Source organism: Pseudomonas umsongensis (assembly GCF_012647205.1).
GTDB lineage: Bacteria > Pseudomonadota > Gammaproteobacteria > Pseudomonadales > Pseudomonadaceae > Aquipseudomonas > Aquipseudomonas umsongensis.
Window position 1 is genome coordinate 1,806,679 of sequence record NZ_CP051487.1, and the last position, 25,200, is coordinate 1,831,878.

25 protein-coding genes are annotated in these 25,200 nt (G+C 61.6%); all 25 read left to right on the forward strand.

What is annotated here, in order from left to right; all coding sequences use genetic code 11:
* Nucleotides 1-1,476 (forward strand): sigma-54 dependent transcriptional regulator, encoded by a 1,476-nt coding sequence (locus HGP31_RS08190; protein ID WP_020796949.1) that lies wholly within the window; start codon nt 1-3, stop codon nt 1,474-1,476.
* A gap of 130 nt (nt 1,477-1,606) precedes the next feature.
* Nucleotides 1,607-2,812 (forward strand): sensor histidine kinase, encoded by a 1,206-nt coding sequence (locus HGP31_RS08195; RefSeq protein ID WP_420850694.1) that lies wholly within the window; start codon nt 1,607-1,609, stop codon nt 2,810-2,812.
* A 5-nt stretch (nt 2,813-2,817) separates the two neighbouring features.
* Complete coding sequence (locus HGP31_RS08200; RefSeq protein WP_168757446.1) at nt 2,818-4,203, forward strand: sigma-54-dependent transcriptional regulator; 1,386 nt, start codon at nt 2,818-2,820, stop codon at nt 4,201-4,203.
* A gap of 303 nt (nt 4,204-4,506) precedes the next feature.
* On the forward strand, nt 4,507-4,836 hold the full coding sequence (gene fliE, locus HGP31_RS08205; protein ID WP_033044919.1) for a flagellar hook-basal body complex protein FliE: 330 nt from the start codon (nt 4,507-4,509) through the stop codon (nt 4,834-4,836).
* Nucleotides 4,837-4,851: 15 nt separating this feature from the next.
* Nucleotides 4,852-6,639: a flagellar basal-body MS-ring/collar protein FliF gene (gene fliF / locus HGP31_RS08210; RefSeq protein WP_033044920.1), complete on the forward strand. Its 1,788-nt coding sequence runs from the start codon at nt 4,852-4,854 to the stop codon at nt 6,637-6,639.
* On the forward strand, nt 6,632-7,651 hold the full coding sequence (gene fliG / locus HGP31_RS08215) for a flagellar motor switch protein FliG (protein WP_020796955.1): 1,020 nt from the start codon (nt 6,632-6,634) through the stop codon (nt 7,649-7,651). The genes fliF and fliG overlap by 8 nt, the downstream gene beginning before the upstream one ends.
* Nucleotides 7,652-7,655: 4 nt before the next feature.
* Nucleotides 7,656-8,438: a flagellar assembly protein FliH gene (gene fliH / locus HGP31_RS08220; RefSeq protein ID WP_020796956.1), complete on the forward strand. Its 783-nt coding sequence runs from the start codon at nt 7,656-7,658 to the stop codon at nt 8,436-8,438.
* Nucleotides 8,428-9,786 carry a flagellar protein export ATPase FliI gene (gene fliI, locus HGP31_RS08225; protein ID WP_020796957.1) on the forward strand — a complete coding sequence of 453 codons (1,359 nt, stop codon included), beginning with the start codon at nt 8,428-8,430 and terminating at the stop codon, nt 9,784-9,786. Before fliH ends, fliI begins: the two co-directional genes overlap by 11 nt.
* 6 nt (nt 9,787-9,792) lie before the next feature.
* Complete coding sequence (gene fliJ, locus HGP31_RS08230) at nt 9,793-10,242, forward strand: flagellar export protein FliJ (protein WP_042955322.1); 450 nt, start codon at nt 9,793-9,795, stop codon at nt 10,240-10,242.
* A 168-nt stretch (nt 10,243-10,410) separates the two neighbouring features.
* Complete coding sequence (locus HGP31_RS08235; RefSeq protein WP_083348433.1) at nt 10,411-10,710, forward strand: STAS domain-containing protein; 300 nt, start codon at nt 10,411-10,413, stop codon at nt 10,708-10,710.
* A gap of 5 nt (nt 10,711-10,715) precedes the next feature.
* Complete coding sequence (locus tag HGP31_RS08240) at nt 10,716-12,422, forward strand: ATP-binding SpoIIE family protein phosphatase (protein WP_168759141.1); 1,707 nt, start codon at nt 10,716-10,718, stop codon at nt 12,420-12,422.
* Between the two features lie 30 nt (nt 12,423-12,452).
* The gene (locus HGP31_RS08245) at nt 12,453-12,803 is read left to right on the forward strand and encodes an Hpt domain-containing protein (protein WP_020796961.1); all 351 of its coding nucleotides are present in this window, start codon (nt 12,453-12,455) and stop codon (nt 12,801-12,803) included.
* 101 nt (nt 12,804-12,904) lie between these two features.
* Complete coding sequence (locus tag HGP31_RS08250) at nt 12,905-14,185, forward strand: flagellar hook-length control protein FliK (protein ID WP_168757447.1); 1,281 nt, start codon at nt 12,905-12,907, stop codon at nt 14,183-14,185.
* Between the two features lie 165 nt (nt 14,186-14,350).
* On the forward strand, nt 14,351-14,851 hold the full coding sequence (gene fliL / locus HGP31_RS08255; protein ID WP_020796964.1) for a flagellar basal body-associated protein FliL: 501 nt from the start codon (nt 14,351-14,353) through the stop codon (nt 14,849-14,851).
* A 9-nt stretch (nt 14,852-14,860) separates the two neighbouring features.
* Nucleotides 14,861-15,829, forward strand: a complete 969-nt coding sequence (gene fliM / locus HGP31_RS08260) for a flagellar motor switch protein FliM (RefSeq protein WP_020796965.1) — start codon at nt 14,861-14,863, stop codon at nt 15,827-15,829.
* Between the two features lie 64 nt (nt 15,830-15,893).
* Nucleotides 15,894-16,352, forward strand: coding sequence for a flagellar motor switch protein FliN (gene fliN / locus HGP31_RS08265; protein ID WP_020796966.1), 459 nt, complete (start codon nt 15,894-15,896; stop codon nt 16,350-16,352).
* Nucleotides 16,353-16,805, forward strand: a complete 453-nt coding sequence (gene fliO, locus HGP31_RS08270) for a flagellar biosynthetic protein FliO (protein ID WP_042955323.1) — start codon at nt 16,353-16,355, stop codon at nt 16,803-16,805.
* The gene (fliP, locus tag HGP31_RS08275; RefSeq protein WP_020796968.1) at nt 16,805-17,563 is read left to right on the forward strand and encodes a flagellar type III secretion system pore protein FliP; all 759 of its coding nucleotides are present in this window, start codon (nt 16,805-16,807) and stop codon (nt 17,561-17,563) included. The genes fliO and fliP overlap by 1 nt, the downstream gene beginning before the upstream one ends.
* Nucleotides 17,560-17,829: a flagellar biosynthesis protein FliQ gene (gene fliQ, locus HGP31_RS08280; RefSeq protein ID WP_020796969.1), complete on the forward strand. Its 270-nt coding sequence runs from the start codon at nt 17,560-17,562 to the stop codon at nt 17,827-17,829. The genes fliP and fliQ overlap by 4 nt, the downstream gene beginning before the upstream one ends.
* Before the next feature lie 3 nt (nt 17,830-17,832).
* A complete protein-coding gene (fliR, locus tag HGP31_RS08285; protein ID WP_008058628.1) occupies nt 17,833-18,618 on the forward strand; it encodes a flagellar biosynthetic protein FliR in 786 nt (261 codons plus the stop codon).
* A 3-nt stretch (nt 18,619-18,621) separates the two neighbouring features.
* Complete coding sequence (gene flhB, locus HGP31_RS08290; RefSeq protein WP_020796971.1) at nt 18,622-19,761, forward strand: flagellar biosynthesis protein FlhB; 1,140 nt, start codon at nt 18,622-18,624, stop codon at nt 19,759-19,761.
* A 215-nt stretch (nt 19,762-19,976) separates the two neighbouring features.
* A complete protein-coding gene (gene flhA / locus HGP31_RS08295) occupies nt 19,977-22,106 on the forward strand; it encodes a flagellar biosynthesis protein FlhA (RefSeq protein WP_020796972.1) in 2,130 nt (709 codons plus the stop codon).
* An 11-nt stretch (nt 22,107-22,117) separates the two neighbouring features.
* Nucleotides 22,118-23,449 carry a flagellar biosynthesis GTPase FlhF gene (gene flhF / locus HGP31_RS08300; RefSeq protein ID WP_083348439.1) on the forward strand — a complete coding sequence of 444 codons (1,332 nt, stop codon included), beginning with the start codon at nt 22,118-22,120 and terminating at the stop codon, nt 23,447-23,449.
* 116 nt (nt 23,450-23,565) lie between these two features.
* A complete protein-coding gene (gene fleN / locus HGP31_RS08305) occupies nt 23,566-24,396 on the forward strand; it encodes a flagellar synthesis regulator FleN (protein WP_007975361.1) in 831 nt (276 codons plus the stop codon).
* Nucleotides 24,393-25,133 carry an RNA polymerase sigma factor FliA gene (fliA, locus tag HGP31_RS08310; RefSeq protein WP_008001745.1) on the forward strand — a complete coding sequence of 247 codons (741 nt, stop codon included), beginning with the start codon at nt 24,393-24,395 and terminating at the stop codon, nt 25,131-25,133. Before fleN ends, fliA begins: the two co-directional genes overlap by 4 nt.
* Nucleotides 25,134-25,200: the final 67 nt, after the last annotated feature.

A 25,200-nucleotide genomic window follows, 5' to 3' on the forward strand; every position in this document is an offset into this window, starting at 1 on the left:
ATGTGGCGTGAAACCAAAATTCTGCTAATCGATGACGATAGCGTCCGCCGCCGCGACTTGGCGGTGATTTTAAATTTTCTCGGCGAAGAAAATTTACCCTGCGGTAGCCACGACTGGCAGCAGGCTGTCGTCTCTTTATCTTCTAGTCGTGAAGTGATCTGTGTCCTTATCGGGACGGTCAATGCTCCGGGTTCGCTTCAGGGCTTGTTAAAGACACTGTCGACATGGGATGAGTTCCTTCCGATTTTGCTGATGGGCGATAATTCTTCCATCGACCTGCCGGATGACCAGCGTCGCCGCGTGCTTTCGACCCTGGAAATGCCACCCAGCTACAGCAAGTTGCTCGATTCGCTGCACCGTGCCCAGGTCTATCGCGAGATGTACGACCAGGCCCGCGAGCGCGGTCGGCATCGCGAACCCAATCTGTTCCGCAGCCTCGTCGGCACCAGTCGGGCGATCCAGCATGTGCGCCAGATGATGCAGCAAGTGGCCGATACTGATGCCAGCGTGCTGATCCTCGGTGAGTCCGGGACCGGCAAGGAAGTGGTCGCGCGCAACCTGCACTACCACTCCAAGCGCCGCGAGGCACCGTTCGTGCCGGTCAATTGTGGGGCGATTCCGGCCGAGCTGCTGGAAAGTGAATTGTTCGGCCATGAGAAGGGCGCTTTCACCGGGGCGATCACCAGCCGTGCCGGGCGTTTCGAGCTGGCCAATGGCGGCACGCTGTTCCTTGACGAAATTGGCGACATGCCACTGCCGATGCAGGTCAAGCTGCTGCGCGTGTTGCAGGAGCGTACGTTCGAGCGCGTGGGCAGCAACAAGACCCAGAGCGTCGATGTGCGCATCATTGCGGCGACCCACAAGAATCTCGAAAGCATGATCGAGATCGGCACCTTCCGCGAAGACCTGTACTACCGCCTGAACGTGTTCCCGATCGAGATGGCGCCGCTGCGCGAGCGCGTAGAAGACATTCCGTTGCTGATGAACGAATTGATCTCGCGCATGGAGCACGAGAAGCGCGGTTCGATCCGCTTCAACTCCGCGGCCATCATGTCGCTGTGCCGTCACGGCTGGCCGGGCAACGTCCGCGAGCTGGCCAACCTGGTGGAGCGCATGGCGATCATGCATCCGTACGGGGTGATCGGCGTGGTCGAGTTGCCGAAGAAATTCCGTTACGTCGACGATGAAGACGAGCAACTGGTCGACACTCTGCGCAACGATCTCGAAGAGCGGGTGGCAATTAACGGCCATACGCCGGACTTCACCACCCATGCGATGCTGCCACCTGAAGGCCTGGACCTGAAGGATTATCTCGGTGGCCTGGAGCAAGGCCTGATCCAGCAAGCGCTTGATGATGCCAATGGCATTGTGGCGCGCGCCGCTGAACGCCTGCGTATCCGCCGGACCACGCTGGTGGAAAAAATGCGCAAATACGGCATGAGTCGCCGTGACGGAGATGAACAGGCGGATGATTGACGCCTGTTTTTCAAGTCGTTCATTTTCAAGCAGTTTTTTTTAGGCACGGGTATTGCTATAGCCCTCGCAACGTACCGTTTCACTGACGGTCAGCCAAGCGAGAGAGCACCCCATGCCCCCATCCGCCCAGATGTCTCCTGCTCCCGATACCTTGGGGGATGCCCTGGGGCAATCGTCGTCGGTAGAGCAGGCGAGCCGGCTTGGCCTTGAGCAGGCGTTTGCCCTGTTCAACCAGATGTCGAGCCAATTGACCAACTCCTACAGCATGCTCGAGGCCCGGGTGACCGAGCTCAAGGGTGAGTTGGCGGTGGTCAGCGCCCAGCGCATGCAGGAGCTGGCGGAGAAAGAACGCCTGGCCAACCGTCTGCAACATCTGCTCGACCTTTTGCCTGGTGGAATCATCGTCATCGACGCCCAGGGCATCGTGCGCGAAGCCAATCCGGCGGCGTATGAACTGCTCGGCCTGCCCCTCGAAGGTGAACTGTGGCGACAGGTCATTGCCCGTTGCTTTGCGCCCCGTGAAGACGACGGTCATGAAGTCTCCCTCAAGGATGGTCGGCGCCTGTCGATTGCCACGCGTTCACTGGATGCCGAACCTGGGCAACTGGTGCTGCTCAACGACCTGACCGAGACCCGTCATCTGCAAGATCAACTGGCGCGCCACGAACGCCTGTCTTCCCTGGGGCGCATGGTGGCGTCGCTGGCGCATCAGATTCGCACGCCGTTGTCCGCGGCCTTGCTCTACGCCAGCCACTTGACCGAGCAGACGCTGCCGGTGGCCACCCAGCAACGCTTTGCCGGGCGGCTCAAGGAACGCTTGCATGAGCTGGAACATCAGGTGCGCGACATGCTGTTGTTCGCGCGCGGCGAGCTGCCATTGACCGACCGCGTGACCCCGGTGCAACTGATGCAGGCGCTGCAGGCGGCGGCACTGGCGCATGTGCAGGACTTGCCGATTCGCTGGCAATGCGACGCCCATGCCGGCGAACTGCTGTGCAATCGCGACACCCTGGTGGGCGCGGTCCTCAATCTGATCGAAAACGCCATTCAGGCCAGTGCCTCTGATGTGCGCTTGAAGGTGCACCTCTACACCTGTGGCAATCACCTGCGCTTGTGCGTCAGCGATAGCGGCAGCGGTATCGACGAAGCGGTGCTGGCGCGTCTGGGGGAGCCGTTTTTTACCACCAAGGCCACCGGCACCGGTCTCGGCCTGACCGTGGTCAAGGCGGTCGCGAGGGCGCACCAGGGCGAGTTGCGCTTGCGCTCGCGGATCGGTCGCGGCACTTGTGCGCAGGTACTGCTACCGCTTTTTGACAGTGCCCAGGGAGTGGAGTGAAGCTCATGGCTATCAAGGTTCTACTGGTCGAGGATGACCGCGCGTTGCGTGAAGCGCTGGCAGACACGCTGTTGCTGGCCGGCCACGATTACAAGGCCGTGGCATCGGCGCAGGAAGCTCTGGAGGCCGCAGCGGGCGAGGCGTTCAATCTGGTGGTCAGCGACGTCAACATGCCGGGCATGGATGGTCATCAGTTGCTCGCTTTGCTGCGGGCGCGACAGCCGCAACTGCCGGTGCTGCTGATGACGGCGCACGGTGCCGTCGAGCGCGCGGTGGATGCGATGCGCCAAGGGGCGGCGGATTACCTGGTCAAGCCGTTCGAGCCCAAGGCGCTGCTCGACCTGGTCGCACGGCACGCCCAGGGTAGGGTCGGCGCCACCGATGGCGAAGGGCCCGTGGCGTTCGAGCCGGCCAGTGCACAGTTGCTGGAGTTGGCCGCGCGGGTGGCGCGCAGTGATTCCACGGTGCTGATCTCCGGTGAGTCCGGCACCGGCAAGGAAGTGCTGGCGCGCTACATTCACCAGCACTCTCATCGGGCCAGTCAGCCGTTCATTGCGATCAACTGCGCGGCGATTCCGGACAACATGCTGGAGGCCACGCTCTTCGGGCACGAAAAGGGCTCGTTCACCGGCGCCATCGCGGCGCAGGCCGGCAAGTTCGAACAGGCCGATGGCGGGACGATCCTGCTCGATGAAATTTCCGAAATGCCCTTGGGGTTGCAGGCCAAGTTGCTGCGGGTGCTGCAGGAGCGCGAGGTTGAGCGAGTAGGTGCGCGCAAGCCGATAGCCCTGGATATCCGCGTGGTCGCGACCACCAACCGGGACTTGGCGGGTGAGGTGGCGGCGGGGCGTTTTCGTGAAGACCTGTACTATCGCCTGTCGGTGTTCCCGCTGGCCTGGCGGCCGTTGCGCGAGCGCACCGCCGATATCCTGCCGCTGGCCGAGCGACTGTTGGCCAGGCACGTCAATAAAATGAAGCATGCCGCGGCCAGGCTGTCGCCCGCGGCCCAGGCGTGCCTGATCGCTTATCCGTGGCCGGGCAACGTGCGTGAACTGGACAATGCGCTGCAGCGTGCGTTGATCCTGCAGCAGGGCGGGGTGATCGAGCCGCAGGATTTCTGCCTGAACGGACCGATCGCCTGCGCACCGTTGCCGGCATTGGCGCCCGCGCCGACGACAGTGCGGGCGGTCGAGGCCGAATCTGGCGGCGGGTTGGGCGACGACCTGCGGCGCCGTGAGTTCCAGATGATCATCGACACCTTGCGCACCGAGCGCGGCCGCCGCAAAGAGGCCGCCGAGCGCCTGGGCATCAGCCCGCGCACCTTGCGCTACAAGCTGGCGCAGATGCGCGATGCCGGAATGGACGTGGAAGCGTATTTGTTTGCCACCTGACCCACCGTGACGCCCGGTTCTCCCGTAGGAGCCAGGCTTGCCGGCGAACCAGGCGCTGCGGTGTATCTGTAATACCGCGTTCGTTCTTCGCCTGTAGGAGCGAGGCTTGCCCGCGAAGAACGATGACGCGGTCTACCAGAAATACCGTGGTGTCTGGTTCGCGGGCAAGCCTCGCTCCTACGGGAGGGGGGCGCGCTGCCGGTTTTGTTTGAGGTGGACGCTGAGCTGGCACCCTTGTTGCTAACACCTCGTTACCCGCTGAGTGAGCGTCAAAAAATTGCGGGCCGCCAGAGAGAGTAGAGCATGAGCCAAGGTATTGAATTCAATCGATTGATGCTGGATATGCGGGCCATGCAAATGGACGCCATGTCTGCGCCGAAATCGACTGCCGCCGTCCCTGAATTGAATGGCAGCAGCTTTGCCGACATGCTCGGTCAGGCCGTCAACAAGGTCAACGACACCCAGCAGGCTTCCACGTCGTTGGCCAACGCCTTCGAGATCGGCAAGAGCGGTGTCGACCTGACGGACGTGATGATTTCCTCGCAGAAGGCCAGCGTGTCTTTCCAGGCATTGACCCAGGTGCGCAACAAGCTGGTTCAGGCGTATCAGGACATCATGCAGATGCCGGTTTAAGGACGAGATTGAGTCATGGCAGATGCTATCGCTGACAATGTTCCGGCCAAGGCCAACTCCGTAGACGGCAAACCGCCGCTGTTCGGGTTGTCCTTCCTGGAAAACCTCTCCGAGATGACCATGCTGCGCCAGGTGGGGCTGTTGGTCGGCCTGGCCGCGAGCGTGGCGATTGGCTTTGCCGTGGTGTTGTGGTCCCAGCAGCCGGATTACCGTCCGTTGTACGGCAGCCTTGCCGGCATGGATGCCAAGCAGGTGATGGACACCCTGGCTGCCGCCGATATTGCCTATACCGTGGAACCCAATTCCGGCGCCTTGCTGGTCAAGGCCGAAGACCTGTCCCGTGCGCGTCTCAAGCTCGCGGGCGCTGGTGTCACTCCCAGCGATGGCAACATCGGTTTTGAAATCCTCGACAAGGAACAGGGCCTGGGCACCAGTCAGTTCATGGAGGCGACCCGTTATCGTCGCGGCCTTGAAGGCGAACTGGCGCGCACCATTTCCAGCCTGAACAATGTCAAGGGTGCCCGCGTGCACCTGGCGATCCCGAAAAGTTCGGTGTTCGTGCGCGACGAGCGCAAGCCCAGCGCTTCGGTGTTGGTCGAGCTGTATTCCGGGCGTTCGCTGGAGCCGGGGCAGGTCGTGGCCATCATCAATCTGGTGGCGACCAGCGTACCCGAACTCAGCAAGTCGCAGATCACCGTTGTCGACCAGAAAGGTAACCTGCTGTCCGATCAGGCGGAAAACTCCGAACTGACCATGGCCGGCAAGCAATTCGATTACAGCCGCCGCATGGAGAGCATGCTCACCCAGCGCGTGCACAACATTCTGCAACCGGTGTTGGGCAACGACCGCTACAAGGCCGAAGTCTCGGCGGATGTCGACTTCAGCGCCGTCGAGTCCACCTCCGAACAATTCAACCCCGACCAGCCGGCATTGCGCAGCGAGCAGTCGGTGAACGAACAGCGCACCGCCAGTAACGGTCCGCAAGGTGTGCCGGGTGCCCTGAGCAACCAGCCGCCGTCGCCAGCCTCGGCGCCGCAAACCACCGGTGGCGCCACGGCGTCGGCCGGCATGGTACAGCCAGGCCAGCCATTGCTCGATGCCAACGGCCAGCAGGTCATGGACCCGGCCACCGGCCAGCCAATGCTCGCACCGTATCCGGCGGACAAGCGCCAGCAATCGACCAAGAACTTCGAGCTCGACCGCTCCATCAGCCACACCAAGCAACAGCAAGGGCGATTGAATCGCCTGTCGGTCTCGGTGGTGGTCGATGACCAGGTCAAGATCAACCCGGCCAACGGTGAGATCGCCCGTGCGCCTTGGAGCGCCGATGAGCTGGCCCGTTTCACCCGTCTGGTGCAGGACGCGGTCGGCTTCGATGCCAGTCGTGGCGACAGCGTCAGCGTGATCAACATGCCGTTCTCCACCGAGCGCGGTGAAGTGATTGCCGATGTGCCGTTCTACTCCCAGCCGTGGTTCTGGGACATCGTCAAGCAGCTGTTGGGCGTCCTGTTCATTTTGGTGCTGGTGTTCGGTGTGTTGCGTCCGGTGCTCAACAACATCACCGGTGGCGGCAAAGGCAAGCAGTTGGCGGGCATCGGCAGCGACGTCGAGCTCGGCGGCATGGGCGGCCTGGACGGCGAACTGGCCAACGACCGTATCAGCCTCGGTGGCCCGACCAGTATCCTGTTGCCGAGCCCGAGCGAAGGCTATGACGCGCAGTTGAACGCAATCAAGAGTCTGGTGGCAGAAGACCCGGGCCGTGTCGCCCAGGTCGTGAAAGAGTGGATTAACGCAGATGAGTGATAACCGAGCCATTGCCGCCAAACTGAGCAAGGTCGACAAAGCCGCGATCCTGCTGCTGTCGCTGGGCTCAACCGACGCTGCCCAGGTGTTGCGCCACATGGGGCCCAAAGAGGTCCAGCGTGTCGGCGTGGCCATGGCGCAGATGGGTAACGTGCACCGTGAGCAGGTCGAGCAGGTGATGAGCGAGTTTGTCGACATCGTCGGCGACCAGACCAGCCTGGGCGTCGGTTCCGATGACTACGTGCGCAAAATGCTCACCCAGGCCCTGGGCGAGGACAAGGCCAACGGCCTGATCGATCGCATCCTGCTGGGTGGCAATACCAGCGGCCTTGACAGCCTGAAATGGATGGAGCCGCGCGCGGTCGCCGACGTGATCCGCTACGAGCACCCGCAGATCCAGGCGATCGTGGTGGCGTACCTCGATCCGGATCAGGCCGGTGAAGTGCTGGGCAACTTCGACCATAAGGTGCGCCTGGACATCATCCTGCGGGTTTCCTCGCTCAACACCGTGCAGCCTGCGGCCCTCAAGGAACTTAACCAGATTCTCGAGAAGCAGTTCTCCGGCAACTCCAATGCTTCGCGCACCAGCCTGGGCGGCATCAAGCGCGCAGCTGACATCATGAACTTCCTCGACAGCTCGATCGAAGGCCAGCTCATGGACTCGATCCGCGAAGTCGATGAGGACCTGTCCGGTCAGATCGAAGACCTCATGTTCGTGTTCAACAACCTGGCCGATGTCGACGATCGCGGTATCCAGGCGTTGCTGCGCGAAGTGTCCTCCGACGTGCTGGTGCTGGCCCTCAAGGGCTCGGACGAAAGCGTCAAGGAGAAGATCTTCAAGAACATGTCCAAGCGTGCGGCCGAACTGTTGCGCGACGATCTCGAGGCCAAGGGCCCGGTGCGTGTCAGCGATGTGGAAACCGCGCAGAAGGAAATCCTCACCATTGCCCGTCGCATGGCCGAAGCGGGCGAAATCGTGCTCGGCGGCAAGGGCGGCGAGGAAATGATCTAACGCCATGGCCAAGAATGACGAGCTGCCCTCTGACCTGATCCGCGCCAGGGATGTCGGAGGTTTCGATACCTGGGCGCTGCCCAGCTTCGATCCGCCGGCCCCTGAGCCGGAGCCCGAGCCCGAACCCGAGCCGCCGGAAATGGAGGAGGTGCCGCTCGAAGAGGTCCAGCCACTGACCCTCGAAGAGCTCGAGAGCATTCGCCAGGAAGCCTATAACGAAGGTTTCGCGGTGGGCGAAAAAGAAGGGTTCCATAGCACCACGCTCAAGGTTCGTCAGGAAGCTGATGCGGCGTTGGCGGCCAAAGTTGCCGCGCTTGAAAAGTTGATGGCGCATCTGTTCGAACCCATCGCCGAACAAGACACGCAGATTGAAAAGTCCCTGGTCGAACTGGTGCGGCACATGACCAAACAGGTGATCCAGCGCGAACTGGCCATGGACTCAACGCAGATCGAACACGTGATGCGCGAAGCCCTCAAGCTGTTGCCGTTGGGCGTCAACAACGTGCGGCTGTACATCAATCCGCAGGATTTCGAACAGGTCAAAGCCCTGCGCGAGCGACATGAGGAAACCTGGCGCATCGTCGAGGACGAAGCGCTGTTGCCCGGTGGTTGCAGAGTCGAAACCGAACACAGCCGCATCGATGCCACGGTCGAAACCCGTGTGGGGCAGGTGATGGACAAGCTGTTCGACCAGCTTCACGAGCAGGCCTTGCACCCGGCGGCGCCGGATCTGAGCATCGATCTGTCCAGTGCAAGCAATCCTGTGGCGGTTCCCGATGCACCTTAAGCGCACCAGTTTCGCCAAGCGCCTGGGCAGTTACGCCGGGGCGATCGAACTGGCCGGCGCACCGATCCTCGAAGGCCGCCTGTTGCGCATGGTCGGCCTGACCCTGGAAGCCGAGGGCTTGCGCGCGGCCATGGGCAGCCGCTGCATGGTCATCAACGATGACAGCTATCATCCCGTGCAGGTCGAAGCCGAAGTCATGGGCTTTTCCGGCAGTAAGGTGTTTTTGATGCCGGTGGGCAGCGTGGCCGGCATTGCCCCAGGTGCCCGGGTGGTGCCCCTCTCCGACAGCGGTCGCTTGCCGATGGGCATGAGCATGCTCGGGCGCGTACTCGACGGTGCTGGCCGCGCCCTGGATGGCAAGGGCGGAATGAAGGCCGAAGACTGGGTGCCGATGGACGGCCCGACCATCAACCCGCTCAAGCGCGAGCCGATCAGCGAGCCCCTGGATGTGGGCATTCGCTGCATCAATGGCATGTTGACGGTCGGGCGCGGTCAGCGGCTTGGCCTGTTCGCCGGTACCGGCGTTGGTAAATCCGTACTGCTGGGCATGATGACGCGCTTCACCGAGGCCGACATCATCGTCGTCGGCCTGATCGGTGAGCGTGGTCGAGAGGTCAAGGAGTTCATCGAGCACATCCTCGGTGAAGAAGGGCTCAAGCGCTCGGTGGTGGTGGCGTCGCCCGCCGACGATGCACCCCTGATGCGCCTGCGCGCCGCCATGTATTGCACGCGAATCGCCGAGTATTTCCGCGACAAGGGCAAGAACGTGCTGCTGCTGATGGATTCGCTGACGCGTTTCGCCCAGGCCCAGCGGGAAATTGCCCTGGCCATTGGCGAGCCACCGGCGACCAAGGGGTATCCGCCCTCGGTGTTCGCCAAGTTGCCGAAACTGGTAGAGCGCGCGGGCAATGCCGAGAAGGGTGGTGGCTCGATCACCGCGTTCTATACCGTGCTGTCCGAAGGCGACGACCAGCAGGACCCGATTGCCGACTCGGCGCGGGGCGTGCTCGACGGGCACATCGTGCTGTCGCGGCGCCTGGCCGAGGAAGGCCATTACCCGGCCATCGATATCGAGGCGTCCATCAGCCGGGTCATGCCGGCGGTAGTCTCGCCGGAGCACATGACTCGCGCGCAGTACTTCAAGCAGTTGTGGTCGCGCTACCAGCAGAGCCGCGACCTGATCAGTGTCGGCGCCTACGTCGCCGGCGGTGACCGCGAGACCGACCTGGCGATTTCCCTGCAGCCGCAACTGGTCAAATACCTGCGCCAGGGCCTCAACGACAGCATCAGCCTGGGCGAAAGCGAGGCGTATCTCGCCTCGATCTTCGCGCCCGCGGCGGGCGGTTAACCGGCCATGGCCCAGACTCGGGCGGGCCGCCTGGCTCCCGTGGTGGAAATGGCCGAGAAGGCCGAGAAAACCGCGGTCCAGCGCCTGGGACACTTCCAGGGGCAAGTGCGCCTGGCCGAAAGCAAGCTGGCCGACCTCGAAGCCTTTCGGCTCGACTATCAGGAACAGTGGATCGTACGCGGCAGCAGTGGCGTGTCCGGCCAATGGCTGCTGGGCTACCAGGGCTTTCTCGCGCAGTTGGGCACGGCCATCGATCAACAGCGGCAAAGCCTGGCCTGGCACCAGAACAACCTGAACAAGGCGCGCGACACCTGGCAGCAGGCGTTCGCCCGGGTAGAAGGCTTGCGCAAACTGGTCCAGCGCTACCAGGACGAAGCGCGGGCGCTGGAGGACAAGCGCGAGCAAAAGCTGCTGGATGAACTGTCCCAGCGGTTGCCGCGCCATGATGCGTATTGAGTCATATGGAACGCGTTATCGTTCTTCGCGAGCAGGCTCGCTCCCACAGGAGAAAGGCGGTCAACCTGTGGGGGCTCAAGGCCTCCAAAAATATCCTGCCTTGCCCCAACCTCTACCCAATGCTAAACCTTGTACAAGAAGGTTTACCAACGACAAGGAAGCCATGACATGTCAGTCGTTTCAGAAGTGTCCCCGGATGGGCAAAAGCTGACGATATCGGTCAAGGGACGATTCGATTTCGCCAAGCATCAGGAATTTCGTCAATCCTACGAAGACAAGGCGCTCGCCGAAGTCGTCGTCGATCTGAGGGAAGCCACCTACCTCGACAGTTCCGCCCTGGGCATGTTGCTGCTGTTGCGAGATCACGCTGGCGGCGACGATTCCGATATTCGCGTGGTCAACAGCAATTGCGACGTGAGGAAAATCCTCGCCATTTCCAACTTCGACAAGCTGTTCGACATCAGTTGATCACTGTGCAACCGGCACTCGAATCGCTGACGATCCTGATCGCCGAAGACAGCGCCGCCGATCGCATGCTGTTGTCGAGCATCGTGCGCCGTCAGGGGCATCAAGTGTTGACGGCCGCCAACGGCGCCGAAGCGGTGGAAATATTTCGCCAGCAACGCCCGCAGCTGGTGTTGATGGACGCGATGATGCCGGTGATGGATGGCTTCGAGGCGGCCGCGCAAATCAAGGCATTGGCCGGGGAAACCCTGGTTCCGATCATCTTCCTCACCTCGCTGTCGGAAAACCAGGCATTGGCTCGTTGCCTGGAAGTCGGGGGTGACGATTTTCTGGCAAAACCGTACAACCAGGTGATTCTTGCCGCCAAAATCAAGGCGATGGACCGCTTGCGGCGCTTGCAGGCCACCGTTGTACAGCAGCGCGACCAGATCGCCAGGCACCATGAATACTTGCTCAACGAACAGCGCGTGGCCAAGGCGGTGTTCGACAAGGTGGCTCATTCCGGCTGCCTGAATGCGCCCAATATCCGCTACCTGCAATCGCCTTACGCATTGTTCAACGGCGACTTGCTGTTGGCCGCCTTCACCCCGGCAGGGGACATGCATGTGCTGCTCGGCGATTTCACCGGCCATGGCCTGCCCGCCGCCGTTGGCGCCATGCCCCTGGCCGAAGTCTTCTACGGCATGACCGCCAAGGGCTACGGCCTGGCGGAAACCCTGCGCGAGATGAATGCCAAGCTCAAGCGCATCCTGCCGGTGGACATGTTCTGCTGCGCCACGATGCTGTGCCTGAGTGCCCAGAATCACTCGGTGGAGGTCTGGAACGGCGGCATGCCGGACGGCTACCTGTACAGCGTTGCCAGCGGCGAGCGAACGCCACTGACCGCGCGGCATTTGCCACTGGGGGTGCTGAGCCCGCCCACCTTCGATGATCGCACCGAAGTGTTTCCGATGGCCCCGGGTGATCGGATATTCCTGTTGTCCGACGGGGTGATCGATACCTGCGACGCCGATGACCAGCTGTTTGGTGTGCAGCGGTTGCAGCAGGTATTTGCCGCCAATCGTCAACCCGACACCTTGTTCGAGGATATCGAGCAGGCGCTTCGGGACTTTCGTGGTGAGGCGCGCGACGACGTCAGCATGGTCGAGGTCAGCCTGCCTGCGCCCACTCAGGCGAGCCCGCCGCTGCCGATCTATTCCGACAGTGGCCAGTCCTGCCCTCTGGACTGGTCGGCCAGTTTCGAGTTTCGCGCTGCGACGCTCAAGCGCTTCAATCCGTTGCCCCATCTCTTGCAACTGCTGCAGGAAGTGCACGGTCTGCGGGCTCAAAGCGGGGCGCTCTACAGCGTTCTGGCCGAGTTGTACTCCAACGCCCTGGAGCATGGAGTGCTAGGCCTGGACTCGAGCCTTAAGCACGATGTGTCGGGTTTCACCCGCTATTATCACCAACGCAATGCACGCCTGGACGAGCTTGAGGACGGTTATGTCCGGGTGCATTTGCAGGTTACCCCGCAAGGCGAGGGTGGATGCCTGGCAATTCGCGTCGAGGACAGCGGCAAGGGATTTGATGTCGGGCGGGTACTGGAACGTCCTGTCGATCCTGTCCGTCTGTCTGGACGTGGAGTCAGTCTGATCCGTCAGTTGGGTCATAATGCAAGCTGGTCTGACGATGGTCGAAGTGCCCGCGTGGAGTTTCTCTGGAAGGCTCTGGCATAATCCATAAATTCTTGATCAAGGAGCGAACAAGTGGCTGATGAACATCTGGACCTCGACGCGCTGAACGAGTTGCGCGAGGTCATGGAGGACGCGTATCCGCAGTTGCTGGATACCTTTCTCGCCGATTCCGAAGAGCGCCTTCAAGCGTTGCGCGAGGCAGGGAGAGCTGCGCAGCTCGTAGACGTGGCGCACAGCTTCAAAGGCAGCAGCAGCAACATGGGCGCCGTCAAGCTTGTCGCGCTATGTGGCGAACTTGAGAAAAATGCTGAAAAGCTTTCGCCCTCCGAAATCCAGGAGCTGATCACTGCAATCGACCTTGAGTTCGCGATCGTTCGGCCTCTTTACGAAGCTGAGCGGCAACGGTCCCTGGCGGAAAGCTGAGGCGCAAGACGCTTTTCGTCGCCATCAGGCGAAACTGGCCCGCCCCTTGCTATTAACTCTTGCAACTGTACCTACGATCCCAGTGCAGCGGAGACCGTTAAATGCCCTTTACCCCAAATTCTCTTCTTCAGGCCGCCGCTCAGGCCAAGAGTCAGGCCGCCGCCGCCCCTTCCACGAAGGTCGCCGCCGAGCCCGGGGACAAGGCGTCGAGCTTCTCTCAGGTGTACGCCGCACAAGGCCGGAACCCGGCTGCTGACGGACCTTCGAAACCACAACCTCACAAGGCTGCCGACAGCCTCGGTAAAAAGGACGACGTCAAGGATAACGCTGCCGCCGAGGAGCCTGTCGTTGCCGATAGCGGCAAAAGCTTGCCCGCCGACAAGCCGGCGCAAGCCGACGACAAGCAGGACAGCGCCGATGCGACGGACGAACAGGCAGGGGGCGTCGAAGCTGCGCCGGTTGATCCTGTCGAGGTGCCTGTCATCGCGGCGCCTGTTGTGGCTGATCAACCAGCCGTCGAAGCGCCCGTTGCGGCGGTCATCCCGCCAATCGTCCCCGCCACTGACACAGGATTCGATCCCGAAGCCGACCCACTGGACGCCCTGCCAGCCCTGCGCATGGCCATGGAGCAGAGTGGCCATGTCTCGGCCTCAAGCCAGGCACAACCCAAGGCAGCTCCGACCGAGGTCGACGGTGAACGGACGGCGGCGCAGACCTTCGCCGCTGGCATGGCGAACATGCTCGACGTGCAAACCGACATGGACAGTACCGACCAGGGCGGCGACCAGGCCTTCAGTGGCCTGATCGATGATGGGCTCAAGGACCTCAAGTCTGCCAGCAGCGATACCCGGGTCGACGATTTCGCCGACCGCCTGGCGGCACTGACCCAGGCAGCGACGCCAAAAACCGCCAACGCCCTGCCGGTCAACCAGCCCATCGCGATGCATCAGAGCGGTTGGACGGAAGAAGTGGTGAATCGGGTCATGTACCTGTCCAGCGCCAATCTCAAGGCGGCCGACATCCAGTTGCAGCCGGCCGAACTCGGCCGTCTCGACATTCGGGTGAACATGGTGCCCGATCAGCAGACCCAGGTGACGTTCATGAGCGCGCATCCGGGCGTGCGTGAAGCGCTGGACGGGCAGATGCAGCGTTTGCGCGACATGTTCACCCAGCAGGGCATGGGCCAGGTTGACGTCAACGTCTCGGACCAGTCCCGGGGATCCCAGGACCAGGCGCAACATCAGCAGGCGCAGAGTGGACGCGCCAGTGCTGGCGGCGGTCGCCTTGATTCGATGGATGACGAGCTTTCGGCCAGCGTTACCCAAGTTGCGGCCAGCCCGACTAGCGTGATTGGCTCCAGCGCAGTCGATTATTACGCCTGATAATTCGCGGCGCCCCCTAAAAGATCGCAGCCTTCGGCAGCTCCTACAGGATGTACGCAGTCCAATGTAGGAGCTGCCGCAGGCTGCGATCTTTTGCTTCTGGCATAACACTTGCTCTTGCCTAGTCGCGCGACTGTAAAAACCGAATAGTGACGGATTATTGGCATGGCGAAGAGCGACGCAGCAGTAAAAGACCCCGCAACCAAAGGCAAACTCAAGCTGATCATCTTGATCGTGGTGGCGCTGTTGCTGGCGATCGGCTTGTCCGTGGGGGCGACCTGGTACTTCATGCACAGTGCCCAGAGCAAGCCTGCCGTCGTGGCCGAAACCACCCCCGTGGGCAAGCAGCCTGCCGTTTTCGAGCCGATGGCCCCGGCGTTCGTGGCCAACTACAACCAGAACGGACGCCAGCGCTACATGCAAGTGAGCATTACCATGCTTGCGCGCAACCAAGCGGATCTGGACGCGCTCAAGGTGCACATGCCGGTGATCCGCAACAACCTGGTGATGCTGTTCTCCAGTCAGGATTTCGCGACCCTCGCCTCGCCGGTCGGCCAGGAAATGTTGCGCCAGAAGGCCACCGCCAGCGTCCAGGAAGTGGCGCAGAAAGAGCTCGGCAAAGTGGTGATCGAACAGTTGCTTTTCACTAATTTCGTACTGCAGTAGGAACACGACATGGCCGTGCAGGACCTGCTGTCCCAGGATGAGATCGACGCGCTGTTGCATGGCGTCGACGATGGTCTGGTACAGACCGATATCGCTGCCGAACCCGGCACCGTCAAGAGCTACGACCTGACCAGCCAGGATCGCATCGTCCGTGGACGCATGCCGACGCTGGAAATGATCAACGAGCGTTTTGCCCGCTACACGCGCATCAGCATGTTCAACATGCTGCGCCGCTCGGCAGACGTGGCGGTCGGTGGTGTGCAGGTGATGAAGTTCGGCGAATACGTACACTCGCTGTACGTGCCGACCAGCCTCAACCTGGTCAAGATCAAGCCGCTGCGCGGCACGGCGCTGTTCATCCTCGACGCCAAGCTGGTGTTCAAGCTGGTGGACAACTTCTTCGGCGGCGACGGTCGCCACGCCAAGATCGAAGGCCGTGAGTTCACCCCGACCGAGTTGCGCGTGGTGCGCATGGTCCTGGAGCAGGCATTCGTCGATTTGAAGGAAGCCTGGCAGGCGATCATGGAAGTGAACTTCGAGTACATCAACTCGGAAGTGAACCCGGCCATGGCCAACATCGTTGGCCCGAGCGAAGCCATTGTGGTGTCGACCTTCCACATCGAACTCGATGGCGGTGGCGGCGACCTGCACGTGACCATGCCTTACTCGATGATCGAACCGGTGCGCGAAATGCTCGATGCCGGCTTCCAGTCCGACCTGGACGACCAGGACGAGCGTTGGGTCAACGCCTTGCGCCAGGACGTGATGGACGTCGATGTACCGATCAACGCCACCGTTGCCCGTCGCCAGTTGAAGCTGCGCGACATCCTGCACATGCAGCCAGGGGACGTGATTCCCGTGGACATGCAGGAAGAGCTGGTCATGCGCGCCAACGGCGTGCCGGCCTTCAAGGTCAAGATGGGTTCGCACAAGGGCAACCTTGCACTGCAAGTGATCGAGCCGATCGAGCGCCGTTGAGGCGGCGCAATTACCCCTATTAATCAACTCTTCTAATTGAAGAGTCGTTCGCCGAGGACAAATGATGGCTGACAATATGAATACCCTGGACGATCAGGCGCTGGCTGATGAGTGGGCTGCTGCCCTGGAAGAAACCGGCGACGCCGGGCAGGCCGATATCGACGCATTGCTGGCCGCCGATGCTGGCCGTTCTTCGTCCAACCGCCTGCCCATGGAAGAGTTCGGCAGCGTGCCGAAAAACAACGACCCGGTGAGCCTCGAAGGCCCGAACCTGGACGTGATTCTCGATATCCCGGTGTCGATCTCCATGGAGGTCGGCAGCACCGACATCAACATCCGCAACCTGTTGCAGCTCAACCAGGGCTCGGTCATTGAACTGGATCGCCTGGCTGGTGAGCCGCTGGACGTGCTGGTCAACGGCACCCTGATCGCCCATGGCGAAGTGGTTGTGGTCAACGAGAAGTTCGGCATCCGCCTGACCGACGTGATCAGCCCAAGCGAACGCATCAAGAAGCTGCGCTGAGTGAAAAGGCTCCTGGGGTTGTTTTCGGGGCTGGCCCTGGCGTTGCCAGGCCTTGTGCTGGCCGCCGAGCCTGTCGCCAATGCCGCCGCCGCGCCCGCGGTCAACAGCGGCGTGGCCGGGCAGTTGACGCAACTGGTATTCGGCTTGTTGCTGGTGCTGGGGCTGATTTTCTTCCTCGCCTGGCTCTTGCGCCGGGTGCAACAGGCCGGGCCGGCCGGCAAGGGGCAGGTGATCGAGCTGATCGGTTCTCGCGCACTGGGGCCCCGTGATCGCTTGATGCTCGTGCAAGTCGGCAACGAACAGATCCTGCTCGGCCTGAGCCCGGGGACCATCACGGCGTTGCATGTGCTCAAGGAGCCGGTGCAGGTGCCGAGCGGCACTGAAAAAGCTACCCCCGAGTTTGCCCAGCGCCTGATGGAGTTGATGGGCAAGGATCAGAAGGATAAGAAGTAATGGGCGCGCTGCGCATCATCTTGACCCTGGCCATGATGCTGGCCGCGCCGCTGGCGTTAGCCGCCGATCCATTGTCGATCCCGGCCATCACCTTGGGCACCAACGCCGAAGGTGCCCAGGAATATTCGGTCAGCCTGCAGATTCTGCTGATCATGACCGCGCTGAGTTTCATCCCGGCGTTCGTCATGCTGATGACCAGCTTCACCCGGATCATCATCGTCTTCTCGATCCTGCGTCAGGCCCTGGGCCTGCAGCAGACGCCGTCGAACCAGATCCTCACCGGCATGGCGCTGTTCCTGACGATGTTCATCATGGCGCCGGTGTTCGACCGGGTGAACCAGGATGCCTTGCAACCCTACCTGGCGGAAAAGATGACCGCTCAGGATGCCGTGGCCAAGGCCCAGGTACCGATCAAGGACTTCATGCTGGCCCAGACGCGCACCAGTGACCTGGAGTTGTTCATGCGCCTGTCCAAGCGCACCGACATTGCCACGCCGGACCAGGCGCCGCTGACCATCCTGGTGCCGGCGTTCGTGACTTCGGAGCTCAAGACCGCGTTCCAGATCGGCTTCATGATCTTCATCCCGTTCCTGATCATCGACCTGGTCGTGGCCAGTGTGTTGATGGCCATGGGTATGATGATGCTGTCGCCGCTGATCATTTCCCTGCCGTTCAAGATCATGCTGTTCGTGCTGGTCGATGGCTGGGCGCTGATCATCGGCACCTTGGCCAGCAGCTTCGGCGGTGTGTCGCCATGACGCCGGAAGTCGCCGTCGATATCTTCCGCGAAGCCTTGTGGCTGACCACGCTGATGGTCGCGGTGTTGGTGATCCCGAGTCTGCTGGTCGGCCTGGTCGTGGCGATGTTCCAGGCCGCGACGCAGATCAACGAACAGACCTTGAGCTTCCTGCCGCGCCTGCTGGTGATGCTGGTAACGCTGATCGTCGCCGGCCCTTGGCTGGTGCAGACGTTCATGGAATACATCCTGCAGCTGTACGGCAGTATTCCGCAGGTCATCGGCTAAGCCATGTCGTCGCTGCTGCAGCTGACCGATACCCAGATCAGTACCTGGGTGGCGACGTTCATGTTGCCGCTGTTTCGCGTCGGCGCCTTGCTGATGGTGATGCCAGTGTTCGGCACTGCCCTGGTACCCAAGCGCATTCGCCTGTACTTCGCCCTCGCCATCACTGTGGTCATCGCGCCGGGCCTGCCGCCGATGCCGCCGGTGAATGCGCTGGACCTGAGCGGTCTTCTGCTGATTGCCGAGCAGATCCTCGTCGGCGCGATCCTGGGGTTCTCCCTGCAACTGTTCTTCCAGGCCTTCGTGGTGGCGGGACAGATCGTCGCGATCCAGATGGGCATGGGCTTCGCATCGATGGTCGATCCCACCAACGGCGTGTCGGTGGCGGTGATCGGGCAGTTCTTCACCATGCTGGTGACACTGATGTTCCTCTCCATGAACGGCCATCTGGTGGTGTTCGAGGTACTGACCGAGAGCTTCACCACCTTGCCGGTCGGCAGCGGCCTGATGGTCAACCATTACTGGGAACTGGCCGGCAAACTCGGCTGGGTGCTCGGCGCGGCGCTGCTGCTGGTGCTGCCGGCGATCACCGCGTTGCTGGTGGTCAACATCGCGTTTGGCGTGATGACCCGCGCCGCGCCGCAACTGAACATCTTCTCCATCGGCTTCCCGCTAACCCTGGTGCTCGGGATGTTCATCCTCTGGGTCGGGCTGGCGGACATTCTCAACCAGTATCAACCGCTGGCCTCCGAGGCCTTGCAGTTTTTACGCGAACTGGCACAGGCGCGCTGAGGCATGGCTGAGAGCGAAAGCGGTCAGGACAAGACAGAAGACCCCACGGAGAAAAAGAAAAAGGACGCCCGTGAGAAGGGTGAGATTGCCCGTTCCAAGGAGCTCAATACCCTGGCGATCATGCTTGCCGGGGCCGGTGCGCTGCTGGTCTTCGGTGGGGCCCTGGCGCAGGACATGATGGACCTTATGCGTCTGAATTTTTCCCTGTCACGAGACGTGGTGCTGGACCAGCGTTCGATGGGCACCTACCTCCTGCATTCGGGGCAGATTGCCTTGCTGGCGATCCAGCCGGTGATGATCACCCTGCTGCTGGCCGCCTTGATCGGCCCGATCTCCCTGGGTGGCTGGCTGTTTTCCGCCGGCACCATGGCGCCCAAGTTCAGCCGCATGAACCCCGGCGCGGGTCTCAAGCGCATGTTCTCGGCCAAGGCCCTGACCGAACTGCTCAAGGCCCTGGCCAAGTTCTTCATCGTCCTGTTCGTGGCCCTGGCGGTGTTGTCGGCGGACATTGACGACCTGCTGCGAATCGCCCACGAACCACTGGACCGCGCCATCACCCACAGCCTGCAAGTGGTCGGCTGGAGCACCTTGTGGATGGCCTGCGGGCTGATCATCATCGCCGCCGTCGACGTGCCGATCCAGATCTGGGAAAGCATCAAGAAGCTCAAGATGACCAAGCAGGAAATCCGCGATGAGCACAAGGACCAGGAGGGGCGACCGGAGGTCAAGCAGCGGATTCGCCAGCTGCAACGCGAGATGTCCCAGCGCCGGATGATGGCGGCGGTGCCGGATGCCGACGTGGTCATCACCAACCCGACCCACTATGCCGTGGCCCTCAAGTACGACCCGGACAAGAGTGGGGCGCCGATGCTGATTGCCAAGGGCAGCGACTTCCTGGCGTTGAAGATTCGCGAGATTGCGACGGCCAATGAAATTCTGCTGCTGGAATCGCCGGCGTTGGCGCGGTCGATTTACTACTCCACCGAACTTGAGCAAGAAATCCCCGGCGGCCTGTACCTCGCCGTCGCCCAGGTACTGGCCTACGTCTACCAGATTCGCCAATACCGCGCAGGCAAGGGCAAGCGCCCGGACCCACTCAAGGATGACTTGCCGATTCCACCGGATTTGCGCCGGGATTCCTAGCAGCGTGATCGGTGTTGTACACAAGCAGTGTTGCCCGGGCCGATCCCCTTGTGGGAGCGAGCCTGCTCGCGAAGACGACCGTCCATGCGACTTGATTTTTCCCGACCAATCCCTCTGTTTCAACTCCTCACGAAAGTTGGAAGGCTTCTTGCAATAGCCGCTTTGCGCCAGCTTATGGCGTCAAAAGTTTTGCTTCAAAGGAACGGGGAATACCGGTGGATCGCTCTCAGTTAATCAACAGTGCCCGCACGAACATGGCCGACCTCAGCCGAGGCAATCTGGGCGTGCCGCTGTTGCTGCTGGTCATGTTGGCGATGATGATGTTGCCGATGCCGCCGTTCCTGCTCGACGTGTTTTTCACGTTCAATATCGCGTTGTCGATTGTCGTCTTGCTGGTCTGCGTCTACGCCTTGCGGCCGCTGGATTTTGCGGTGTTCCCGACCATTTTGTTGGTGGCGACGCTCTTGCGCCTGGCGCTCAACGTGGCTTCCACCCGAGTAGTGATGCTTCACGGCCAGGACGGTCATGCCGCCGCGGGCAAGGTGATCCAGGCCTTCGGCGAGGTGGTGATCGGCGGTAACTACGTGGTCGGTATCGTGGTGTTCGCGATCCTGATGATCATCAACTTCGTCGTGGTGACCAAAGGCGCCGGGCGTATTTCCGAGGTGAGTGCGCGGTTCACCCTCGATGCGATGCCCGGCAAACAGATGGCCATCGACGCCGACCTCAACGCCGGCCTGATCGACCAGAACCAGGCCAAGGCGCGGCGTTCGGAAGTGGCGCAGGAGGCCGAGTTCTATGGCTCAATGGACGGTGCCAGCAAGTTCGTGCGCGGTGACGCCATCGCCGGCCTGTTGATTCTGTTCATCAACCTGATCGGCGGCATGGCGGTCGGTATCTTCCAGCACAACATGACCTTCGCCGATGCCGGCAAGGTTTACGCCCTGTTGACCATCGGTGACGGTTTGGTGGCGCAATTGCCATCACTGTTGTTATCTACAGCGGCGGCGATCATGGTGACCCGTGCTTCGGGCTCCGAAGATATGGGCAAGCAGATCAATCGGCAGATGTTCGCCTCGCCCAAGGCGTTGGCGGTGTCGGCGGGCTTGATGGCGGTGATGGGGCTGGTGCCGGGTATGCCGCACTTTTCCTTCCTGTCCATGGCCGCGCTGGCTGCAGGTGGTGCGTACCTGTTCTGGAAAAAGCAGAACAGCGCCAAGGTGCAGGCCCTGCAAGAGGTCAAGCGTCAGCAGGAACTGTTGCCATCGCCGGCCCGCGCCCAGGAAACCAAGGAGCTGGGTTGGGATGACGTGACGCCGATCGACATGATCGGCCTGGAAGTGGGCTATCGCCTGATTCCGTTGGTGGACCGCAACCAAGGCGGGCAATTGCTGGCGCGGATCAAGGGCGTGCGCAAAAAGCTGTCCCAGGACCTGGGCTTCCTTATGCCTACGGTTCACATCCGCGATAACCTCGACCTGGCTCCGAGTGCCTATCGCCTTACCCTGATGGGGGTGATCCTGGCCGAGGCGGAGATTTACCCGGACCGCGAACTGGCGATCAACCCGGGGCAGGTCTACGGCACGCTCAATGGCATTACCGCCAAAGATCCGGCTTTTGGCCTGGAGGCGGTGTGGATCGAAATCAGCCAGCGCGCCCAGGCGCAATCGCTTGGCTACACCGTAGTCGATGCCAGTACAGTGGTGGCCACCCACTTGAACCAGATCCTGTACAAGCACTCCAGCGAGCTGATCGGCCACGAAGAAGTCCAGCAACTCATGCAATTGCTGGCGAAAAACTCGCCGAAGCTGGCCGAAGAGCTGGTGCCGGGCGTGCTGTCACTGTCGCAATTGCTCAAGGTCTTGCAAGCGCTATTGGCCGAGCAGGTACCGGTACGCGACATTCGTAGCATTGCCGAAGCCATCGCGAACAATGCCAGCAAGAGTCAAGATACCGCCGCGCTGGTCGCCGCGGTGCGTGTCGGCGTATCCCGCGCAATCGTGCAAAGCATTGTAGGCACTGACTCCGAGCTGCCAGTGATCACGCTGGAACCCAGGTTGGAACAAATATTGCTCAATAGTCTGCAGAAGGCAGGACAAGGCTCTGAAGAGGGTGTTCTGCTGGAGCCAAGCATGGCTGAGAAGCTGCAGCGCTCGTTGATCGATGCGGCGCAGCGGCAGGAGATGCAAGGTCAACCGGTGATTCTGCTGGTGGCCGGTCCGGTTCGCGCGATGCTCTCGCGATTTGGCCGGCTCGCAGTCCCGGGTTTGCATGTGTTGGCTTATCAGGAAATTCCTGACAACAAGCAAGTGACCATCGTTGCGACAGTAGGGCCCAACGGCTGAGGTAGTGATTCATGCAAGTTAAGCGTTTCTTCGCCGCCGATATGCGTCAGGCCATGAAGCTGGTTCGCGATGAGCTGGGCGCCGATGCCGCGATCATTGGCAACCGCCGCATCGCCGGTGGCGTCGAGATTACGGCTGCCCTGGATTACCAACTGTCGGCGCTGGCCCCGCGCGTTCCGAACATGGAGCTCGAGGACGAACTGCGCAAGACCCAGTCGCGCATCGTCAACGCCCAGGCCGAATTGAGCCTGCGAGGCGAGGGCGAAGGCGATAGCGACAAGAGCACTAATCGCCAGTTGTTTGCCGGCCTGCCGCTGACGGCTGCCGAGCCGCTGATCGAACCGACCCTGGCCGAGCCGCGCCGTCCCGCGCCGACACCGGCCCCGGCGGCGACTATCGATACGCGGGTTTTCGACTCGATGCGTTCAGAACTCAACAGCCTGCGCGAACTGATGGAAGTACAACTCGGTTCCCTCGCCTGGAACCAGCTGCAGGGCAGCCGCCCGGACCAGGCGAACCTGTGGCGTCGCCTGCAGCGCATCGGCTTGTCCGGCCCGTTGTCGCGGGACCTGCTGGCGCTGGTCAGCGAAATTGAAGAACCCCGTCAGGCCTGGCGCATGTTGCTGGCGCACCTGGCGCGGATGATTGTCACGCCGGAAATGGAACCGCTGGAAGAGGGCGGCGTGATTGCCATGGTCGGCCCGGCCGGCATGGGCAAGACCACCACCCTGGCCAAGCTGGCGGCCCGTTACGTGCTCAAGTACGGCGCGCAGAACATTGCCCTGGTGAGCATGGACAGCTTTCGCATCGGTGCCCAGGAGCAGCTCAAGACCCTCGGGCGGATCCTCAATGTGCCGGTGACCCACGTCGATCCGAACCAGTCATTGGTCCAGGCGCTGGACCCTTTGTTGCGCAAGCGCGTGGTGCTGATCGATACCGCCGGCCTGCAAGCCAGCGATCCGGCCCTGCGCATGCAGCTCGAAAGCCTGGCCGGTCGAGGCATCAAGTCAAAAAATTACCTGGTCCTGGCAACCACCAGCCAGAAACAGGTTCTAACCGCTGCTTATCACAGTTACAAGCGTTGCGGGCTCGCTGGCTGCATCCTGACTAAACTGGATGAAACGGCAAGTCTGGGCGAAGTGTTGAGTCTGGCGATCAGCCATGAATTGCCGGTGGCCTACCTGACCGATGGCCCGCGGATTCCAGATGATCTGCATCTGCCGCGTCGTCATCAACTGGTCAGTCGGGCCGTCAGCGTGCAAATGCAGGAAGAACCCAGCGAAGAGGCCATGGCTGACATGTTCGCTGATATCTACCACAGTCCGACCAAGCAGGTTGGCTGAGGTAACAATGAATAGTTTTTGTACCCTACATCGATGGCCTGCCATGCATTGTTCCGGTTGTGAACGCGCAGCCAGTTATGTGGCCCCGTCTATGCAGAACAAGGTAAAGAAATAACATGGGCAGCATGCATCCTGTACAGGTGATCGCGGTGACCGGCGGCAAAGGTGGCGTCGGCAAAACTAACGTGTCAGTGAACTTGTCCCTGGCTTTGGCTGAGCTTGGCCGGCGCGTCATGTTGCTGGACGCTGACCTTGGGCTGGCGAATGTCGACGTTCTGTTGGGGCTGACACCCAAACGTACCCTGGCCGACGTGATTGAAGGCCGCTGTGAATTGCGCGACGTGCTGTTGCAGGGGCCCGGCGGCATCCGCATCGTTCCGGCGGCGTCCGGCACCCAGAGCATGGTTCACTTGAGCCCGGCGCAGCACGCTGGCCTGATCCAGGCCTTCAGCGACATTGGCGACAATCTCGACGTGCTGGTGATCGACACCGCTGCGGGCATTGGCGAGTCGGTGGTCAGCTTCGTGCGCGCGGCCCAGGAAGTGTTGCTGGTGGTCTGCGACGAGCCGACCTCGATCACTGACGCCTATGCGTTGATCAAGTTGCTCAACCGCGATTACGGCATGAACCGTTTCCGGGTGCTGGCCAACATGGCGCAGAGCCCCCAGGAAGGGCGCAACCTGTTCGCCAAGTTGACCAAGGTCACCGACCGCTTCCTCGACGTCGCCTTGCAATATGTCGGTGCGGTGCCGTACGACGAAAGCGTGCGCAAGGCCGTGCAGAAGCAGCGCGCCGTCTACGAGGCCTTCCCGCGCTCCAAGTGCTCGCTGGCATTCAAGGCGATCGCGCAGAAGGTCGATACCTGGCCACTGCCCGCCAACCCGCGCGGGCACCTGGAATTCTTCGTCGAGCGCCTCGTGCAACAGACGGCAGGACCCGTGCTATGACCGCAAGCGGTTACAACCTCTACAAGGCATCGGCGCGTGACGCGCAGTACGAGCTGATCGAGCGTTACGCGCCGCTGGTTAAACGCATTGCCTATCACTTGCTGGCGCGTCTGCCGGCCAGTGTCCAGGTCGAAGACCTGATCCAGGCCGGGATGATCGGCCTGCTGGAAGTCTCGACCAAATACGACGCCAGCAAAGGCGCGAGTTTCGAAACCTACGCGGGCATCCGCATCCGCGGCGCCATGCTCGATGAAGTGCGCAAGGGCGACTGGGCGCCTCGTTCGGTCCACCGCAATACGCGGATGGTCAGCGACGCGATTCGCTCGATTGAAGCTAAAACCGGGCGTGACGCTAAAGATCACGAAGTTGCGGCCGAACTCCAATTGAGTCTTGACGATTACTACGGGATTTTGAACGACACCCTGGGCAGTCGGCTGTTCAGTTTCGACGACCTGTTGCAGGACGGCGAACACGAAGGGCTGCACGAGGATGGCGCCAGTGCGCATCTGGAACCGTCTCGCGATCTGGAAGATGAACGCTTCCAAGCGGCGCTGGCGGACGCGATCGCCAACTTGCCGGAGCGCGAGCGATTGGTGTTGGCGTTGTATTACGACGAAGAATTGAATCTCAAGGAAATCGGCGAAGTCCTGGGGGTCAGCGAATCCCGGGTCAGCCAGTTACACAGCCAGTGCGCGGCCCGTTTGCGGGGGCGTCTGGGAGAGTGGCGAGCGCGCTGAAGGCAGTGTGGGGGCACTGCGACGCGGCTGGTGGGGTAATGAACCGCGCCGGTCTCGATCCGTTGTA

Excerpts from the sequence above, each read along its gene's own strand:
- fliN (WP_020796966.1), top strand. The coding sequence starts at position 15,894 with ATGGCTGACAATATGAATACCCTGGACGATCAGGCGCTGGCTGATGAG.
- fleN (WP_007975361.1), top strand. The coding sequence starts at position 23,566 with ATGGGCAGCATGCATCCTGTACAGGTGATCGCGGTGACCGGCGGCAAA.
- fliQ (WP_020796969.1), top strand. The coding sequence starts at position 17,560 with ATGACGCCGGAAGTCGCCGTCGATATCTTCCGCGAAGCCTTGTGGCTG.
- fliR (WP_008058628.1), top strand. The coding sequence starts at position 17,833 with ATGTCGTCGCTGCTGCAGCTGACCGATACCCAGATCAGTACCTGGGTG.
- fliE (WP_033044919.1), top strand. The coding sequence starts at position 4,507 with ATGAGCCAAGGTATTGAATTCAATCGATTGATGCTGGATATGCGGGCC.
- HGP31_RS08190 (WP_020796949.1), top strand. The coding sequence starts at position 1 with ATGTGGCGTGAAACCAAAATTCTGCTAATCGATGACGATAGCGTCCGC.
- flhF (WP_083348439.1), top strand. The coding sequence starts at position 22,118 with ATGCAAGTTAAGCGTTTCTTCGCCGCCGATATGCGTCAGGCCATGAAG.
- fliJ (WP_042955322.1), top strand. The coding sequence starts at position 9,793 with ATGGCCCAGACTCGGGCGGGCCGCCTGGCTCCCGTGGTGGAAATGGCC.
- fliF (WP_033044920.1), top strand. The coding sequence starts at position 4,852 with ATGGCAGATGCTATCGCTGACAATGTTCCGGCCAAGGCCAACTCCGTA.
- fliH (WP_020796956.1), top strand. The coding sequence starts at position 7,656 with ATGGCCAAGAATGACGAGCTGCCCTCTGACCTGATCCGCGCCAGGGAT.
- fliM (WP_020796965.1), top strand. The coding sequence starts at position 14,861 with ATGGCCGTGCAGGACCTGCTGTCCCAGGATGAGATCGACGCGCTGTTG.
- fliG (WP_020796955.1), top strand. The coding sequence starts at position 6,632 with ATGAGTGATAACCGAGCCATTGCCGCCAAACTGAGCAAGGTCGACAAA.
- HGP31_RS08200 (WP_168757446.1), top strand. The coding sequence starts at position 2,818 with ATGGCTATCAAGGTTCTACTGGTCGAGGATGACCGCGCGTTGCGTGAA.
- fliA (WP_008001745.1), top strand. The coding sequence starts at position 24,393 with ATGACCGCAAGCGGTTACAACCTCTACAAGGCATCGGCGCGTGACGCG.
- HGP31_RS08235 (WP_083348433.1), top strand. The coding sequence starts at position 10,411 with ATGTCAGTCGTTTCAGAAGTGTCCCCGGATGGGCAAAAGCTGACGATA.
- HGP31_RS08250 (WP_168757447.1), top strand. The coding sequence starts at position 12,905 with ATGCCCTTTACCCCAAATTCTCTTCTTCAGGCCGCCGCTCAGGCCAAG.
- flhB (WP_020796971.1), top strand. The coding sequence starts at position 18,622 with ATGGCTGAGAGCGAAAGCGGTCAGGACAAGACAGAAGACCCCACGGAG.
- fliP (WP_020796968.1), top strand. The coding sequence starts at position 16,805 with ATGGGCGCGCTGCGCATCATCTTGACCCTGGCCATGATGCTGGCCGCG.
- HGP31_RS08195 (WP_420850694.1), top strand. The coding sequence starts at position 1,607 with ATGTCTCCTGCTCCCGATACCTTGGGGGATGCCCTGGGGCAATCGTCG.
- fliL (WP_020796964.1), top strand. The coding sequence starts at position 14,351 with ATGGCGAAGAGCGACGCAGCAGTAAAAGACCCCGCAACCAAAGGCAAA.
- fliI (WP_020796957.1), top strand. The coding sequence starts at position 8,428 with ATGCACCTTAAGCGCACCAGTTTCGCCAAGCGCCTGGGCAGTTACGCC.